Genomic DNA, 14,171 nt, shown 5'->3' on the forward strand with positions numbered 1-14,171 from the left:
TCAATGCTGCCGGAAATGTATACGACGCTGCTGGAGAGATGCCGCAAACGATCCTGGGCGCGGGCTGGCTGTGAGATCAGTCGAAACCGACTGACACAGCCTGTCAGCCCGACTGCGCCAGGCGTCGCGATCCTTCTTCACGTCTGACAATTCGTTGCGGAGCAGCTTGATAATTTGGCACTGGGTGTCGATCTGCGCCTGTAGCAGAGCCACTTCCGCCCGTTCCCAACCCGCAGCGTCTTGCCCCACTGACAGGTCGGCGGCATGTCCCTCGGCTGCTCCAAAGGCGTATACGCGGTGCAACAGCAACTCGGCGGTGTCGATCTGGCCGATGTTCAATTCCCCGGATACCGTGGCAGCTTCCTTTAGGCTCAACATGATGGGCCTCGTTTCAGGTCGCCCCCCGGGCAACCTCCCAGACTGGACTTAATCATTCCTTAACCTTGGACCCACTCCTTCCCGGTCGAGGTGGGGATTCGTCGCCCGGCCATTTCACCGACCGCCCAATGGCAAATTGTCCCGATGCGCCAACGCTTTGAGCAAACCGAGCTATCATTGCCCGTTGACGGTCTTGTGATCCCGCCGATGATGCCGGGCCATCCCCATGGGGCTCCACGGCGCGGCGGCTCGACGGTGCAGTGAGGGCACCCACGAAGTAAAAAAGGCCCGGCTAGTCCGGGCCCCATTGCACGCCATTCGCGTCGGTGAGTTGTGAGTTCAAAGGCCAAAAGACTAACCGATTGCGAGACGCCGGCTCACTGACGAATCAGTAACGCAATTTGTCGATGCAATTGAGGCCAATGATGGCGCAGCCAGCCATAATTTCCGGTATTTCCGAACGTCTGCTCGAATTCGGGCCCGGATGGAGAACCCCTTCCCGCTCTAAACCTGGTGACCAGACGCGAGATGATCGAGTGGTGAACCCCGTAGGATCGCGCCAGCTTGCCGCCGATCTCAGCGTCACGATGACGCTGGATCGCTTCCGCTTGCTAGTGGCCGCTCAAGCGTGCTGGCGGCCGAACTGCCTACCTTTGGCCTTGGCACGCGTGCGGCTCTCGCTGGTCCATCCGATGATCAGCTCACGCTCCAACTCGGCGAGGCCGCCGAGCGCGGTCAGGATCAGACGACCGTGCGCGTTGCAACGACGCGCCTCGCTCACTGATCTCCGAAACCGGATTCAACAGATCGCGGGTTGATCGCGCCAAGCGATCAATTCGTGTGGCCAAGATGACATCGCCCGGAGCGAGCACGGCGATCCGCAGAGCTCGGCGGCTAGTGCGTACGGATGTAAGACTCCTTCGAATGAAGGCATCCGTAGTTTATCACCGTAGCAAATTACGCGAGCTGGAAGCGCAAAGTAGAATTCCGCAGAGATACCAATGTGGTGAATCGTCAAATGCGGAGGAGTGGATATCCGCAGATCTTAGAGAATCGGCCTGCAGACGTTGTTTCCGGACTTACTGTTCGTATGGTGCGTCGCGGAGTATGCATCCAGAGCGTGCTAATTGGAGTCGAACTGGACCACTAGTGAATGTTGGCTACTGCCGTTGGGGCATCGGCAGGGGTGAGCCCTACCCTAGCTAGCCTGCACAGTCCGCTACAACCTGGGCCAGGAGCCGACTAGTTGGTAAGTTTCGCGTTTGAACTCTCCCGCGCCGTCAGTACTGTGATTGGATTGCCAATTGCCTTTCCCGCCGCGCGGATGGGGTCGATGAACAGATTCGCGGCCGAGTTCAAACCAAATGGACCACCATGTCCTCTAGCTCCAACGCCAGCATCGCCAAGAAAGCGCGCACCAAGGCTGAGGCAGATTTTGCCACCTGGCTCATGATGGCCAAGCTCGGTGGTTTCGATAACCTGCCGTCCAGCGCCCAAAGCTTTCTGACTAACTATCGAACTCGGCTCGAGACAATGAGCGAGGCCGAGTCCACGGCCCTAGCCGTTCGCGAGGTCTACAGCGCTTATTACAGCGAGATGGGAGGCGTAGGCGCAGCACCGGAACCAAAGGCTCGGACGCCAACGGCAGAGGGCAAAGTCGTGCGGTCCCAGAGACCGCCTAGACCTCAACCCGGTCAATCGGTTGCGCACCATTCGACGAGCCCAATGACCCAAAAATCCCTCCCGGCACTGCTGATTTTGGCGGGCATAGTGGCACTGGTTGTCGCATTCAGATTTCTAGCCCAGTAAGACCGCCCGCGGATTGTGTGCGACGTCCGCTTTTCCGCCGATAGCGACCAAATAGCGGACATCGTGCACTTCGCATTGGGGCCAACAGCGGATCGCAAACCCTGCTCCCAAACTCCTTTCTGTCACCCAGGCCAATTTTGCAGCGCCATCTCGGCGACCTGAAGCAACTCCTTGTGGTTTGCACCGCCTGCGGACAGAACGGCCATCCCGTAAACGACTGCCGACAGGAAGTGAGCGATACCGGCCGGATTGCTGTCCGCGGGCAAATCGCCCTGAGCTTTTGCGCGGTTGAGACGTTGCCGGAGCGCACGCTCGCCCGCGGCTCGGTTAGCAATCAACTCTTGGCGAATCGGTTCTGCTTCCTCGCCACACGCCAACGCGCCCTGCACTCCGAGGCAGCCGGCCGGCGTTCGCTTGTCTCCGAAGAGATCCGCAGCACCTTCCAGCAATTCACGCGCTACGTCATACGCTGAGGCAGCGTTGAGCGCCTTCTGTCTGTACGTCACGATGTTCGATTCGTAGCGCTCAAGCACACTTCGGAACAGCGCCGCCTTGTTGCCGAAGGCGGCGTAAAGGCTCGGGCGCGTAATGCCTAAAGCTTCAGTCAAATCGGAGAGCGACGTTCCCTCGTAACCTTTTTGCCAGAACAATTCCATTGCGCGATCAAGGGCCACTTCGGTGTCGAATTCGCGCGGTCGACCATTCGCCATTCGGGTCCTTCCTTCCATAATAACACCCAGCAAACATTTGAGTTGACACCTGCCGGTCTCCTGTGTCGATCTATACCGAGCAGTATATAATATCTTCGCTGAACATCAACATTGAAGAGGGCCCGGCCGCCGTGTCGTGTATCACCAAGATTGGAGAGCCGCCCGTGTCGCGTTCGTTCCGTCAACTATCCAGTGTTCTTCGCGCCATGACTGTCATCCTAACTCTCTTGGCTGGCAACGCGGCGATGGCCGAGATCAAGCCATTCCCGTCGAGTTTTCGCGCGCAGCAGATGTCTGTGACCGGAGGCACCCAATACGTCCGCATCGGAGGACAAGGGCCGGCGGTCCTGTTGCTGCACGGCTTCGGCGACACGGGAGATATGTGGCAGCCTCTGGCAGAGGCTCTTGTCAAGGATCACGCGGTGATCATTCCCGATCTGCGCGGCATGGGCTTGTCGTCGCATCCTGAGGGTGGATATGAGAAGGTCGCGCAGGCGCGTGATCTCACCGCCATTCTCGACCAATTGAAGATCAAAGAGGTCGTTCTGGTCACGCACGACATCGGCAACATGGTCGGCTACGCGCTGGCGGCCCAGTATCCTGACCGCATCATCAAATGGGTTGCCATGGACGCGCCGCTCCCCGGACTCGGCACCTGGTACGCGCAACTGACCAATCCCCAACTGTGGCACTTCAATTTCCGAGGTCCCGATGTCGAGCGCCTGGCCGCCGGCCGCGAGCGCATCCTGCTCGATCGCTTCTACAACGATCTGTCAGCCAATCCCGCTGCGATCGACGAACAGACCCGAGATCACTACGCGGCGCTCTACGCTCGTGCAGGTGCCATCCACGACGCCTTTAGCGGACAGTTTGCTGCCTTCACCAAGGACGGCGAGGACAACAAGGCGCTGTTCGCAAAGACTGGAAAACTGCGGATGCCAGTCTTGGCTATCGGTGGCGATCGTTCCTTCGGAACATTGATGAGCGCAGAGTTGGCCGATGTCGCGAGCAACGTCAACGGTGCTGTCATAGCCAATTCCGGACATTGGATAATGGAGGAGCAGCCTCAACAGGCCATCGGCATCATTGTCCCGCTTATCGACGGCAAGTAAGGCTGCCATTCGCGGCTCGCATGCGATCGAGTTCGGATTCAGTGCGATCTCGATAGACTTCGGATAGAGCGCCAACTAGACCCACGGCGCTTTTGATTACCGCCTCGCAGTTCGCCTGGTGCAGCCAGTTCAAGCAGCACCGGCAGAGAATGACATGGTTCGACAGTTGCATCGCACTTCGCGCTGCAAGGTGAATGACTGTTTTCGTCGGAGATTCCCGGCGTCGCACACTCACATCAGGGCAAGCGAAATGCCTCCTGCTCACTATGATATCGCGGTTGCGACCTTTGTTAGTGGCACCATCGAATTCGCCGTGTTGAGAGACGCCGCTCTGTTGGCCACACCGTACACATCCGTCGCAATGGCAGCCATTGTGTTGCTGATCGCCTCGAGGGTGCTCCATCAGCAACCGGCGATCGGTAACGTGACGGCCGGCCACTTCGCACCATCCTGAAGCAAGTCCAACGATGAGGTTCGCTATGCAAGATTCTAGAAGCAACTCGGTCGAGTTGACGCACAAGCGCGCCAAGACCAATGGTGTCACGCTTCACTACGTCACGGCGGGCCACGGCCCGGTTGTGCTTTGCATGCATGGCTGGCCGCAGAACCACCGCGAGTTCCTGCCGATCATCGAGCGGCTTGGTGACAGATATTCGTTCATCGCGCCGGATCTTCGCGGCTACGGTGACAGCGACAAGCCGCATGAAGGCTATGAGCCGAAGACCATCGCCGAAGACATGATCGGGCTCTTGAATGCGGAGAACGTCGAGCGATTTCACATTCTCAGTCACGATTTGGGCGGCCCGCCGTCGTTGGCGTTGGCGTATCTGGCTTCAGACCGAGCCTTGTCGCTCGCCACGATCGAAACCCCGTTCTTCGGACTAAGCCACCCCGGGTACGTGGATCCGCGCGTGCCCTACTGGCACCTCGGCATGCACATGAACATGGATATCACGAGGTTCCTGATTGAGGGACGCGAAGAGCAGTATCTGCGGCATTTCTTCCGCGACTTCGCCTACAATCCGAATGCGGTGTCCGAGGACGAAGTCCAGTTCTACGTCATGCAGATGCGGCAGCCGGGCAATCTTCGCGCGAGCCTCAATCACTATGGCTACATTCCGCAGATGGCCGAACAGACGAAGGAGTTGACCCGAAGCAAGCTTACCGTGCCGATGCTGTCGTGGGGTGGCCGGCGATCGTTCGGCGATCACTGCTTCGAGTGCGCCAAGGCGATCGCCAACAGCGTGCAGGGCGGCGTCATCGAACAGTGCGGACACTGGGTCTTCGAGGAGAATCCCGAGTTTGTCGTCGGCCAGTTGAAAGAGTTCTGGCCGAAATATGATGGCTGATCGCCATGAACAGTAGCCAGACAACCGATGCGTCCATGGCCGGCCTATCGACGCGCGGCCAGGCGTTCAGGATCAAGAGCGTAGACCATACGGGATTCACGGTCGCGTCGCTGGACGAGTCGCTGAGATTTTGGGTCGATGCGATGGGCTTCCGTCACCTCTACACTTGGACGTTCGAACCCGGACCGTTCATCGAGCAGTTGGTCGGTGTGCCGGGCGCGGCCATGCGCCTTGCGATGGTCGAAGGCCCGGGCCATAGCATTGAACTCCTGGAATACACCTCGCCTCCAGAACGGCCGGCCTACCGGCCAAGATCATCGGACGTGGGCTCCGTCCATCTGGCCTTCTATGTCGAAAACATCGATGCGCTGCTTGGCCATATCGCGGGCTTTGGATGGCTACCGGTCGGCGAGGTCCAGACCGTTCAATCCGGCGAGCGCAACGGGCTTCGCCTGATCTACGTGCGCGGCCCCGACGGGGTCACGATCGAGCTTCTCCAACTCCCGGAGGACGCGCCGAAATAGGCGACGACGCAAGCCCAACGTCCCGGCGGGAGGACGGACAACAGCAGAGTTCACTTCGCTTCAACAAAAGTAGAAAGGATGAGTAATGAAGATCTCGCGAGTCATAGCCAGCGTGGCGATTGCACTGGCCGCAACGGCAGCGTCAGCGCAGACCGCTGCCCCCAAGCTTCCCGATTACGCAAAAACGCTCGCGGAGCTAACGGCCGCGCCCGCGACCGGCGGCGCCGGTGGATCCGGCAATGCCAAGGTCGAGGTGGTCACGATCCTCGGTGATGCCTCCAAGCCGGGGATCTACACGCAGCTTCTCAAGGTCGGGGCCGGAGCGCAGATCCCGGCGCATCACCATGCCGGCGATCGGGTTGGTACGGTACTTTCGGGCACTTGGCACTTCGGCTACGGCAGTGAATTCGACAAGGCCAAGCTGAAGACGCTCCCCGTCGGTTCAGTCTACACCGAGCCCGCGAACGAGCCGCATTTCGCGATGACCGGTAATGAGCCCGTGATCGTCATGCTCACGGGTACCGGGCCAACCGATACGGTATACGAAAAGCCGGGCGACGATCCGACGCGAAAACCCTGAGGTCTCTCTGCAAGAGCTGGAGATGCCAAGCCAAGTGCACGGGGCTCGGCATGATCAGAGTGGGCGGCGACGTCGAGCGCCGCCCCAGGGTTGACGTGACCACGGAGCGGCTGCGCGTAATCGCCGAACTCATTGATCGTGGCGAACTGACGACATACGTTGGTGCGGTCCTGCCTGTCAGCGATACGAGAGACGCGCACATGATGTTGGAAGGCCGACGAGTGGTTCTCAACGTAGACACAGCGCACGAAATCAAGGCGACCGGTCATTGATCGGCCGCCCTCTCCCGGCCTACACCATGGTGGTGCCTGGTCGGTGTCAACCGTCGGTGTGAGCGTCCGCCGGTACTTGTCGAGAACTGGTCAGAAGAAGTAGTGCATCCGAGCTTCGACAGGCTCTGCCGCCGAGATCCAGCGTATTAGCGTTGTTCAGCTCAGGGCTAAAAGCGCGACCTTTTACGAGCTGAGCTGAGCGGGTCGTTTGTCAGACATGGTGGCAACGACCAACAGGTTGCGGATGGTGTACTCCAAGTGCGCGCTAGCCGGCGTAACCTCCTTCTTGAGCGTCCAATGGTTGGATTCATGCGAGCGCCCTGCGACGCCGGTGTTATCGAGGCAACACCGGCTTTTGATGCAGCCTTGTCACAGAGACGCAAGTGGCTGACGCTTATCGCCACGATAGTCGGGTCAAGCATGGCGTTGCTCGACGGCTCAGTAGTGAACATCGCTTTACCGGCAATCCAGCAGGCGCTGCATGCGGATGCGACCGCGACGCAGTGGATCGTCAACGCCTACCTGCTCTTGCTCGGCGCGTTCGTGCTTATCGGTGGCTCGGCGGCAGATCTTTATGGCCGACGTCGAGTTTTTATTCTGGGCGTTGCGGTATTCATCGTCGCCTCGATCGCATGCGGGCTCTCACCGAACAATGTGGTGCTTGTCGTCAGCCGCGCCGTTCAAGGTTTGGGGGCCGCACTGTTAGTGCCGGCTAGCTTGGCGATGCTAGGGGCAACCTTCGGCGAGCAAGAGCGGAGTCAGGCAATCGGGATCTGGGCGGGCGCAGCAGCATTGATGATGGCAGCGGGTCCGTTGTTGGGAGGCTGGTTGGTCGATCAGGTATCCTGGCGGGCGATCTTCCTCCTCAATGTCCCGCTCGCCATTGCCGCAGCTGGGCTTGCGCTTCGTTTCGGCTGCGAAAGCAAAGATCCCCGGGCGAACCAGCTCGACTGGGGCGGTGCCGCCTCTGTGGCGCTTGGCCTTGCTGCGATTACATGGGGTTTGAGCGCCATCCCAGCGATGGGATTTCAGGACAAAACAGTGCTGGCCGCCCTGGGAGTAGGAAGCGCTTTCCTAACATCATTCGTCGCAATCGAAGCTCATCTCCAAAAGCAGGCGATGATGCCGTTGTCGCTCTATCGATCACGCAATTTTGCAGCAACGAATGTATTGACGCTGTTGCTCTACTTCGCGCTCGGAGGCGCGCTATATTATCTGCCGTTCGGCTTGATCCGCCTTGGTAGCTACTCGGCGACACAAGCCGGCGCGGCGTTGCTGCCTTCTGCCCTGATAATGGGATTCGGGTCATTGTTCGCTGGAGCGATTGCTGACCGTTTGGGGGCGCGCCTACTGCTCACTGTTGGGCCCGTCATTGCGTCCTGCGGGTTAGCGATGCTCGCGTTCATCGATCTCAGGCAACAATCTTACTGGGTCGGCGTTTTTCCGTCGATGCTCTTGCTGGGCGCGGGGATGGCAATCACGGTTCCGCCGCTGACGTCAACCGTGATGGGCGCCGCCGGTAAAGCCCACGCCGGCATTGCGTCGGGCGTTAACAACGCGGTCGCTCGAGTAGCTGGGTTGCTAGCGGTTGCCGCGCTCGGGGCGGTGTTCTTTGATGATTTTTCGCATCATCTTACCGGAACGACGCCTGCGCAAGCCATCGAAGCGTTAAACGTCGTGATGTCTGGGCAGCCCGGCGCTAACGCGGAGGCGATTGCCGCATTCGAGCGTGCACTACATGTGACAATGCTGGTGCCCGCGAGTTGTGCCGCACTGGCCGGTCTCGCTGGCTGGGTGTGGATCGAGCCGGACAGTGTACGTGCAAGCAACTAAGATGCTGCTGGCGACCAGATATCTGACTTACACAACTTGGTGCAGGATCGTTCCACAACACTAGAGAAGTCCGCCTTGGGTCAAAATGCGAAGAACTCAACGTGAGCAAATCTAGTCCGCTATATCCCCTTGAACAAAACCCAAGCTGCGCCAGGCTTCACTGTGGAAGCGATGATGACATCCGGGCCAGATGAACAAGCCTGCGATCATCTTCACCATTGTGGGCAATTGGGCCTTTGAAGCTGGAATTCCGAGGCTATACGCAAAGCGGCTCGGTTCACGAGAGCCCGGTGCGGCGAAGCCGCACGCGCCCTAACGGAAAGCCGCTACCGAGGAAAGTTATCCCCCCTACAATATCGAGCGGCTGGCCGAAGACCGCTATCAGATCACGCTAGAGGTGGCGGGCTTCTCGCCCGACGAAGTCTTCATCACGGCTGAGCAGAATGTCGTCACGATCGAGGGCGGCAAGACCGAGAAGGCCGAGCGCGAGCTTCTATACAGGGGGATCTCGACCCGTCATTTCAAACGCCAGTTCAACCTGGCGGACTACGTCCAGGTCAAGGGCGCAACGTTCGACAACGGCTTGCTGAAGATCGAATTGGTTCGTGAAATACCGGAGGCCATGAAGCCGCACCGCATCGCGATTGCCGGCGCAACGTCTTCAGGCAACGCACCAGATCGAGGCCAAAGCGGCCCAATTCAACCCCATCGAGCAACGCCGCGCGTCAGCCGACACGCGGCATCCAACTCGTCTACGGAATGGAGGATACCATGCGGCCGAGGACCGCTTCCGACGATAACCTCATCGACTTCAACGCCATGCTGCATCCCGGGACTGTGTTCGATCATCCGAGGGATGTGCTGGCCGCCCCTTCGCTGTCGACCTCGGAGAAACGCGCCATTTTGGCATCCTGGGCGTCCGACGCATCGGCCATCGCCTCCTCCCCGTCCTTGCGGGCACCGACGGGACTGAAAGCGCCAGTCACCATCGACGATATTTGCGTAGTTCTACTGCGCCCAACTATTCAGCTTAGAAATTTCACTCAGTTGCGACATTATGTGCTCGCCTGGCCGCTCAATTCAACCCAAAATTGCCACTGATCAGCTTGCTGGCCGGAGCGCACAGCCCATTGGCTAGGTACGGACGAGCGCCGAGGTTTAGCGGTCCCCCGCATTACTGATCGCGGCTACCACTTTGCTCTTGCACCCCTGCCATTTCTGCTTCTCTTGAAGGAAGGATCGCTATCAAGAAGCGCCTCGAGCATAAACGGTATCAGCTCAACCACTTCTTCCTTATTTCCGTAGGTCTCGGCATAGAAGTCAGCATACTCTCTCAGCCGTTGCGCAAGGCTCGGCGTCAGTACAACGCTCATCTTCACCGGCGTCCGATCGGGCAGTTTTCCAAGCTTCATTCCTCACTTGCCCTTCGTCATCGCCTGAAAGTCCGAGTACGGCTTCAGCACCAGATCCTTCGAAACAATCACCCGTAGCGGCCAACCCGGCCGCACCGTGATCGTCGGCTGCACATCGAGCTCCCGCCCCACCAGGCGCTGACCAGCGCGATTGGTCGTCTGCTGCGCGCTTTCCCGCAGCGCTTTCACGAGATCGCTCTCGTCGTTCCCGAGCGATAGTTGTGTCCCCACCCCGATCAAACTGGCCAAGGCCACGCCCTTGAGCAATTGCCAAGTATGGAAGTCCACCTCATCCTCGAGCCCGGCATAGCCTGCGATGTCTGTAGCCGGGAGGCTCTCGATTACAATGGAGTTGCCGTTCGGCACGATGAGGCGCGTCCAAACGACCAACGCCCGCTTCTGACCGAAAGCCACGACGCTATCGTATTTGCCGACGAGACGGGTCCCCTGCGGGATCAGAAGATGCTCACCGGTCACGGTGTCATAGACGTTTTCGGTCACCTGGCCAATCGTTGCCCCCGGCAGATCAGAATTCAGGCCAGTCACGAGGCTAGCCGGGATGATCGATCCCGCCATTAGGGCATAGGTTGATGGAGCTGGTTTAAGCGCATGAGGATTGGTGGTTTCTGTGTCGGCTTTTGCCGCCAGGAAGGCCAGCTTTCGCGCCTGCGAAGATGGAATAATTTCGCTGGATCGATCGACCATGGCCTGAGCCGTCTTTGCTAGATCAGCGGCCGAAGGCCCGGCGTCGGCTGTCGCCGGTCTGAAGGCGGAAGGGGTAGCTGCTGGCACGTCGGTCGTATTGGTCTGCTTTCGCTTCTCCTGCTTTTCCGACAACCGGACAAACAGGGCGGACTCCTTGGCCTGTTGAGCAATGCGCGTTTGCCGGATCCGCTCGGTTCTCTCGGCGTCCTCCTCTGGGCTAGTCCGAAAGCCGCCGTCCAAACCCACGCCTGCCCTCTTTTCATTTTCGGCAAAGGCACGGCCTATGTCCCCCGGCGACGGCGGCCCGAGCCGAGGCGTTGAAGGCGTGAGGTTTTCGTACGACTTCGGCAGTTTGCTGAGGCCTTCGGCCGTTTGCTTCCGGTCGGTGTTGTAGAGCTCCGCTCGATCGGCCGACTTGAACACTCGCAAAGGACGGAGCGCGACGATGACCGCTCCGGCGACGAACAGCGCGGCAACGGCGCAGCCGATCATCAATGCACGCCTGTTCAGGCGCCGGACAGGCCGCGGCCGCGCGCGTAGTTCGAGGGGCTCTGGCGGATCTTGGATTGAGCTGTTCGTCATGAGGCACTCCCGGTGCTGAAGGTTTGCGACACGGGCCGGGCGTCGATGCGGATGATCCGCACGGTCCGCTGCGGATTTTCGCCGAGACGAAGCTCGGCAGCACCGAACATCCGATCGACGATGTAGTACGAGCCGCGAACCCGATAGTTGACGAGGTTCGGCCGGCCGTCGGCACCAGCAACGAACAAGGGCGGCGCTTCGCCCTGGGAGAGACCGGACGGCATTTGGATATAGACCTTTCGGCCATCATCGAACGCCCGCAGCGGACGCCACGGCGGATCGTCTCCTTCGATGCGATAGCGGAAATTCAGGCTATCGAGCCGCACACCTCGATCCGCGACTCGCTCCTCATTCTCCTGAGCGGCGGCATTCTGCTTGTGAAGAGCAACAAGAGTATCTGTCGGATAAGTCCACGAAATTGAGGCCATGTAGGTCTGCTTGGTGGACACGAGCTCAAGGTGATAGGCGCGCCGGTCGGTCAGGACGACCAGGTTGGTCTGAATGTCCGGAAGTGTCGGCTTGACCAGGATATGCACCCGTCGGGCGGTCCCCTGCCCGCTCGCGGTATCGCCAACGACCCAGCGAACGGTATCGCCGGTTGAGACGTCGATCAGCTCTTCGCCGGCTTGAAGCACGATCGTCGAGACCTTCTCAGGGCTGGCGTAGAGCCGGTAGAGCGCGCCTTCTGTCCAGGGATAGACTTGGATTGCGTTGATGTATCCGGCCTTGGTGGGCTCCATCCTGGCTTCTTTGTTCGCCTTCGCGATCGCCTGCTCAGGAGGCAGTTTCTCGTCCTTCGCCGCCTTGGTCGGATACGGCTTCAACTGACCGGGCAGCGGCAAGACCTTTGGCGTTTCAACAACAGCAACTGGTTTTGGCGGATCCGCTTCCGGAAAGCCACGCTCGAACGTCATCTCGTCATAGGGCGCCTCGAGGTTCAGCTTGGTGGCACAGCCGCCGAGCAGGAGCGACAACGTCAGGACGCTGGCCGACGCGAGCTTGATCATGGCAACAGAGTTCATTTTGCGTCTCCGATGAGGTCACGCGACCAGTTGAGGGAATGGACGTAGAGGCCGAGCGGGTTCTTCCGCAGCGTTTCGGCATCCGAGGGAGGCTTGAGGACCGTGGTAACGAGGCCGGTAAAGCGCTCGGTCTTTGAGATCACGCCGTTCTCGTAAGTGTTCTCTTTCCAGCGGATCTCGAAACTGTCGCTGGAGGCACGCACGACGGACGTGACTTCAGATGTCACCGTCTTCGACCCGATCTTCGTGAAGGGATCAGCTTCTCGCGCATAATCATTGAGAGCCTGCGCACCGCGATCCGTGACGAAGTCATAGGCTCGCAACCAATTCGCTCGGACAATGACTGGGTCAATCGACAGCGAGCGAACGTTCTCGATAAATCGCGCCAGGAAGTGCGCGATCTGTGCGTCCGACGGCTGATACGCCTCGAGTGCTGGACCAACCGCGCGGACTTCGCCGAGCCTATCGACCTCGACCACGTAAGGGACGACGCCGGATCGAGCAATTTGAGCGAAGATGGTCAAACCGAGAATGCTGGAGAGGCCGATAGCCGCCAACGCAGCTAGCCGCCAGTTGCTAGCCTGCACACGAGCCGAGCCTAGGCGCTGGTCCCAGACCTGGGCTGCCTTCTGGTAGGCGGTGACCGGTTCAGGCGTCTCTCCATATCGCACGGATGCGCGCTGAAAGGGGTGAGCTGCCATGGTCTATTCCTCCCCCAGCTTGGGACCCGACGAATGGGCACCCCTGTCACCCTCTTTCAGGGTATGAGCTGCAACCTGCGCCGCCTCTCTTGCCTGCCCTCGACTTGGCATCGCGGGCGGACGAGCGCTCCCGGAAGAGGCTCCGCCGCCAGTCGCGCCACCACTTCCTGCGCCCGGGATTTGACTTGCGGCCGAGGTCTCAGCCGGGGTACCGGCTTGGGCCGCCCCTGAAAGCGAAGCTGCAGAGCGGACCGCGGCGACAGAGCCGCTTGCGCCGCTTGCAGCAGCACGCAGACCGCCCATCGCAACTGCGCCACCTCCGATCACGACCGCTGCAGCGCCCGCGGCCGTTCCAGCCGCCGCACCCGCGCCAAGCTGAGGTGCGCCTGACACCAAGCCAGCGGCGATGCCTGGTCCAAAGATGCCGAGGCCGAACAGTGACAAGGCCGCAAGGAGCAGGCTCATGGCCGATGCGATGTCGATTGGCCGCGTCAATGTGTCAGACAGTTGGCCGAAGATGGTCGAGCCAATACCGATGATGATTGCCAGAACCATCACCTTCACACCCGAAGCGACCACGTTGCCGAGCGTCTTCTCCGCCAGAAAGGCGGTCTTTCCCCACAGCGCGAATGGTACGAGGATAAAGCTTGCGAGCGTCGTCAGCTTGAACTCGATGAGCGTGACGAACAACTGCACGGAAAGCACGAAGAAGGCGAGAACGATCAGGATCCAGCAGAACAGGAGGATCAAGATCGTTGGCAGATTAGTCAGGACATCGAAGCCCGAGAATTGGCCGGTCTCCTCCAGAAGAGGATGAGCTGCTGTAAACCCAGCTGCCGCGACAAAGCCCGGGCGAGCCAAGTCGGCCGCGCTGAGCGCGCCGCCTGACGCCTTCAACCCAATGCTGGTGAAGGAAGCGAAGACGATATCGGCGAGATTTTTGAAACTTCCGATGATGAACGCGAAGGCCCCAACGTAGAGAACCTTCTTGGCCAACGTGACCATGATATGGTCGTCGGCCTTCAGACTCCAAGCAAGTCCGGCAAGCGTTACGTCGATACCGATTAGGGTCGAGCTCAGGAATGAGACGTCGCCCGACAGAAGTCCGAAACCGGAGTCGATGTAGCGGGAGAACGTCTCGGTGAAGCGATCGATGACAGAGAGATCAGCCATGGTGTCTTC

At 59.7% G+C, this 14,171-nt stretch carries 15 protein-coding genes and 2 pseudogenes; 9 read left to right on the forward strand and 8 right to left on the reverse strand.

Annotated features, from left to right (window positions below):
- Positions 1-378: a hypothetical protein gene (locus tag ACKWRH_RS27675; RefSeq protein WP_445216081.1), complete on the reverse strand. Its 378-nt coding sequence runs from the start codon at positions 376-378 to the stop codon at positions 1-3.
- Between the two features lie 622 nt (positions 379-1,000).
- A pseudogene (locus ACKWRH_RS27680) lies at positions 1,001-1,250 on the reverse strand (recombinase family protein).
- A 502-nt stretch (positions 1,251-1,752) separates the two neighbouring features.
- On the opposite strand from ACKWRH_RS27680, the gene ACKWRH_RS27685 reads away from it, so the two are divergent.
- Complete coding sequence (locus ACKWRH_RS27685; protein ID WP_445216082.1) at positions 1,753-2,187, forward strand: hypothetical protein; 435 nt, start codon at positions 1,753-1,755, stop codon at positions 2,185-2,187.
- A 122-nt stretch (positions 2,188-2,309) separates the two neighbouring features.
- Here the strand turns inward: ACKWRH_RS27685 and ACKWRH_RS27690 are convergent, their stop codons facing one another.
- Positions 2,310-2,897 (reverse strand): TetR/AcrR family transcriptional regulator, encoded by a 588-nt coding sequence (locus ACKWRH_RS27690; protein WP_445216083.1) that lies wholly within the window; start codon positions 2,895-2,897, stop codon positions 2,310-2,312.
- A gap of 62 nt (positions 2,898-2,959) precedes the next feature.
- Here ACKWRH_RS27690 and ACKWRH_RS27695 point away from each other — a divergent pair, with 62 nt between their 5' ends.
- From ACKWRH_RS27695 to ACKWRH_RS27730, 8 genes and pseudogenes are all read left to right on the forward strand, one after another.
- Positions 2,960-4,009 (forward strand): alpha/beta fold hydrolase, encoded by a 1,050-nt coding sequence (locus ACKWRH_RS27695; RefSeq protein ID WP_445216084.1) that lies wholly within the window; start codon positions 2,960-2,962, stop codon positions 4,007-4,009.
- Between the two features lie 479 nt (positions 4,010-4,488).
- Positions 4,489-5,358, forward strand: coding sequence for an alpha/beta fold hydrolase (locus ACKWRH_RS27700; protein ID WP_445216085.1), 870 nt, complete (start codon positions 4,489-4,491; stop codon positions 5,356-5,358).
- 35 nt (positions 5,359-5,393) lie between these two features.
- A complete protein-coding gene (locus tag ACKWRH_RS27705) occupies positions 5,394-5,882 on the forward strand; it encodes a VOC family protein (RefSeq protein ID WP_445216086.1) in 489 nt (162 codons plus the stop codon).
- Positions 5,883-5,967: 85 nt separating this feature from the next.
- Positions 5,968-6,462: a cupin domain-containing protein gene (locus tag ACKWRH_RS27710; protein WP_445216087.1), complete on the forward strand. Its 495-nt coding sequence runs from the start codon at positions 5,968-5,970 to the stop codon at positions 6,460-6,462.
- Positions 6,463-6,512: 50 nt separating this feature from the next.
- The gene (locus tag ACKWRH_RS27715; protein ID WP_445216088.1) at positions 6,513-6,734 is read left to right on the forward strand and encodes a hypothetical protein; all 222 of its coding nucleotides are present in this window, start codon (positions 6,513-6,515) and stop codon (positions 6,732-6,734) included.
- Positions 6,735-7,031: 297 nt separating this feature from the next.
- On the forward strand, positions 7,032-8,567 hold the full coding sequence (locus ACKWRH_RS27720) for an MFS transporter (RefSeq protein ID WP_445216089.1): 1,536 nt from the start codon (positions 7,032-7,034) through the stop codon (positions 8,565-8,567).
- Positions 8,568-8,892: 325 nt separating this feature from the next.
- A pseudogene (locus ACKWRH_RS27725) lies at positions 8,893-9,262 on the forward strand (Hsp20 family protein); the annotation flags it as partial.
- 76 nt (positions 9,263-9,338) lie between these two features.
- On the forward strand, positions 9,339-9,668 hold the full coding sequence (locus tag ACKWRH_RS27730; RefSeq protein ID WP_445216090.1) for a hypothetical protein: 330 nt from the start codon (positions 9,339-9,341) through the stop codon (positions 9,666-9,668).
- An 86-nt stretch (positions 9,669-9,754) separates the two neighbouring features.
- Here ACKWRH_RS27730 and ACKWRH_RS27735 read toward each other — a convergent pair whose 3' ends face one another.
- From ACKWRH_RS27735 to trbL, 5 genes are read right to left on the reverse strand one after another with little or no spacing between them, the layout of a single operon-like run.
- Positions 9,755-9,979, reverse strand: coding sequence for a DUF2274 domain-containing protein (locus ACKWRH_RS27735; RefSeq protein ID WP_445216091.1), 225 nt, complete (start codon positions 9,977-9,979; stop codon positions 9,755-9,757).
- A gap of 3 nt (positions 9,980-9,982) precedes the next feature.
- Positions 9,983-11,266: a TrbI/VirB10 family protein gene (locus ACKWRH_RS27740; protein ID WP_445216092.1), complete on the reverse strand. Its 1,284-nt coding sequence runs from the start codon at positions 11,264-11,266 to the stop codon at positions 9,983-9,985.
- Positions 11,263-12,273: a P-type conjugative transfer protein TrbG gene (gene trbG / locus ACKWRH_RS27745; RefSeq protein WP_445216093.1), complete on the reverse strand. Its 1,011-nt coding sequence runs from the start codon at positions 12,271-12,273 to the stop codon at positions 11,263-11,265. Before trbG ends, ACKWRH_RS27740 begins: the two co-directional genes overlap by 4 nt.
- Positions 12,274-12,284: 11 nt before the next feature.
- Positions 12,285-12,989, reverse strand: a complete 705-nt coding sequence (trbF, locus tag ACKWRH_RS27750) for a conjugal transfer protein TrbF (RefSeq protein ID WP_445216094.1) — start codon at positions 12,987-12,989, stop codon at positions 12,285-12,287.
- Positions 12,990-12,992: 3 nt separating this feature from the next.
- Positions 12,993-14,162, reverse strand: a complete 1,170-nt coding sequence (gene trbL / locus ACKWRH_RS27755) for a P-type conjugative transfer protein TrbL (protein ID WP_445216095.1) — start codon at positions 14,160-14,162, stop codon at positions 12,993-12,995.
- Positions 14,163-14,171: the final 9 nt, after the last annotated feature.

The organism is Bradyrhizobium sp. Pa8, assembly GCF_052588265.1.

Bases quoted from the DNA above. Each gene is read 5' to 3' on its own strand.
- ACKWRH_RS27675 (WP_445216081.1), bottom strand. From the start codon at position 378: ATGTTGAGCCTAAAGGAAGCTGCCACGGTATCCGGGGAATTGAACATC.
- ACKWRH_RS27685 (WP_445216082.1), top strand. From the start codon at position 1,753: ATGTCCTCTAGCTCCAACGCCAGCATCGCCAAGAAAGCGCGCACCAAG.
- ACKWRH_RS27690 (WP_445216083.1), bottom strand. From the start codon at position 2,897: ATGGCGAATGGTCGACCGCGCGAATTCGACACCGAAGTGGCCCTTGAT.
- ACKWRH_RS27700 (WP_445216085.1), top strand. From the start codon at position 4,489: ATGCAAGATTCTAGAAGCAACTCGGTCGAGTTGACGCACAAGCGCGCC.
- ACKWRH_RS27705 (WP_445216086.1), top strand. From the start codon at position 5,394: ATGGCCGGCCTATCGACGCGCGGCCAGGCGTTCAGGATCAAGAGCGTA.
- ACKWRH_RS27710 (WP_445216087.1), top strand. From the start codon at position 5,968: ATGAAGATCTCGCGAGTCATAGCCAGCGTGGCGATTGCACTGGCCGCA.
- ACKWRH_RS27715 (WP_445216088.1), top strand. From the start codon at position 6,513: ATGATCAGAGTGGGCGGCGACGTCGAGCGCCGCCCCAGGGTTGACGTG.
- ACKWRH_RS27720 (WP_445216089.1), top strand. From the start codon at position 7,032: ATGGTTGGATTCATGCGAGCGCCCTGCGACGCCGGTGTTATCGAGGCA.
- ACKWRH_RS27730 (WP_445216090.1), top strand. From the start codon at position 9,339: ATGCGGCCGAGGACCGCTTCCGACGATAACCTCATCGACTTCAACGCC.
- ACKWRH_RS27735 (WP_445216091.1), bottom strand. From the start codon at position 9,979: ATGAAGCTTGGAAAACTGCCCGATCGGACGCCGGTGAAGATGAGCGTT.
- ACKWRH_RS27740 (WP_445216092.1), bottom strand. From the start codon at position 11,266: ATGACGAACAGCTCAATCCAAGATCCGCCAGAGCCCCTCGAACTACGC.
- trbG (WP_445216093.1), bottom strand. From the start codon at position 12,273: ATGATCAAGCTCGCGTCGGCCAGCGTCCTGACGTTGTCGCTCCTGCTC.
- trbF (WP_445216094.1), bottom strand. From the start codon at position 12,989: ATGGCAGCTCACCCCTTTCAGCGCGCATCCGTGCGATATGGAGAGACG.
- trbL (WP_445216095.1), bottom strand. From the start codon at position 14,162: ATGGCTGATCTCTCTGTCATCGATCGCTTCACCGAGACGTTCTCCCGC.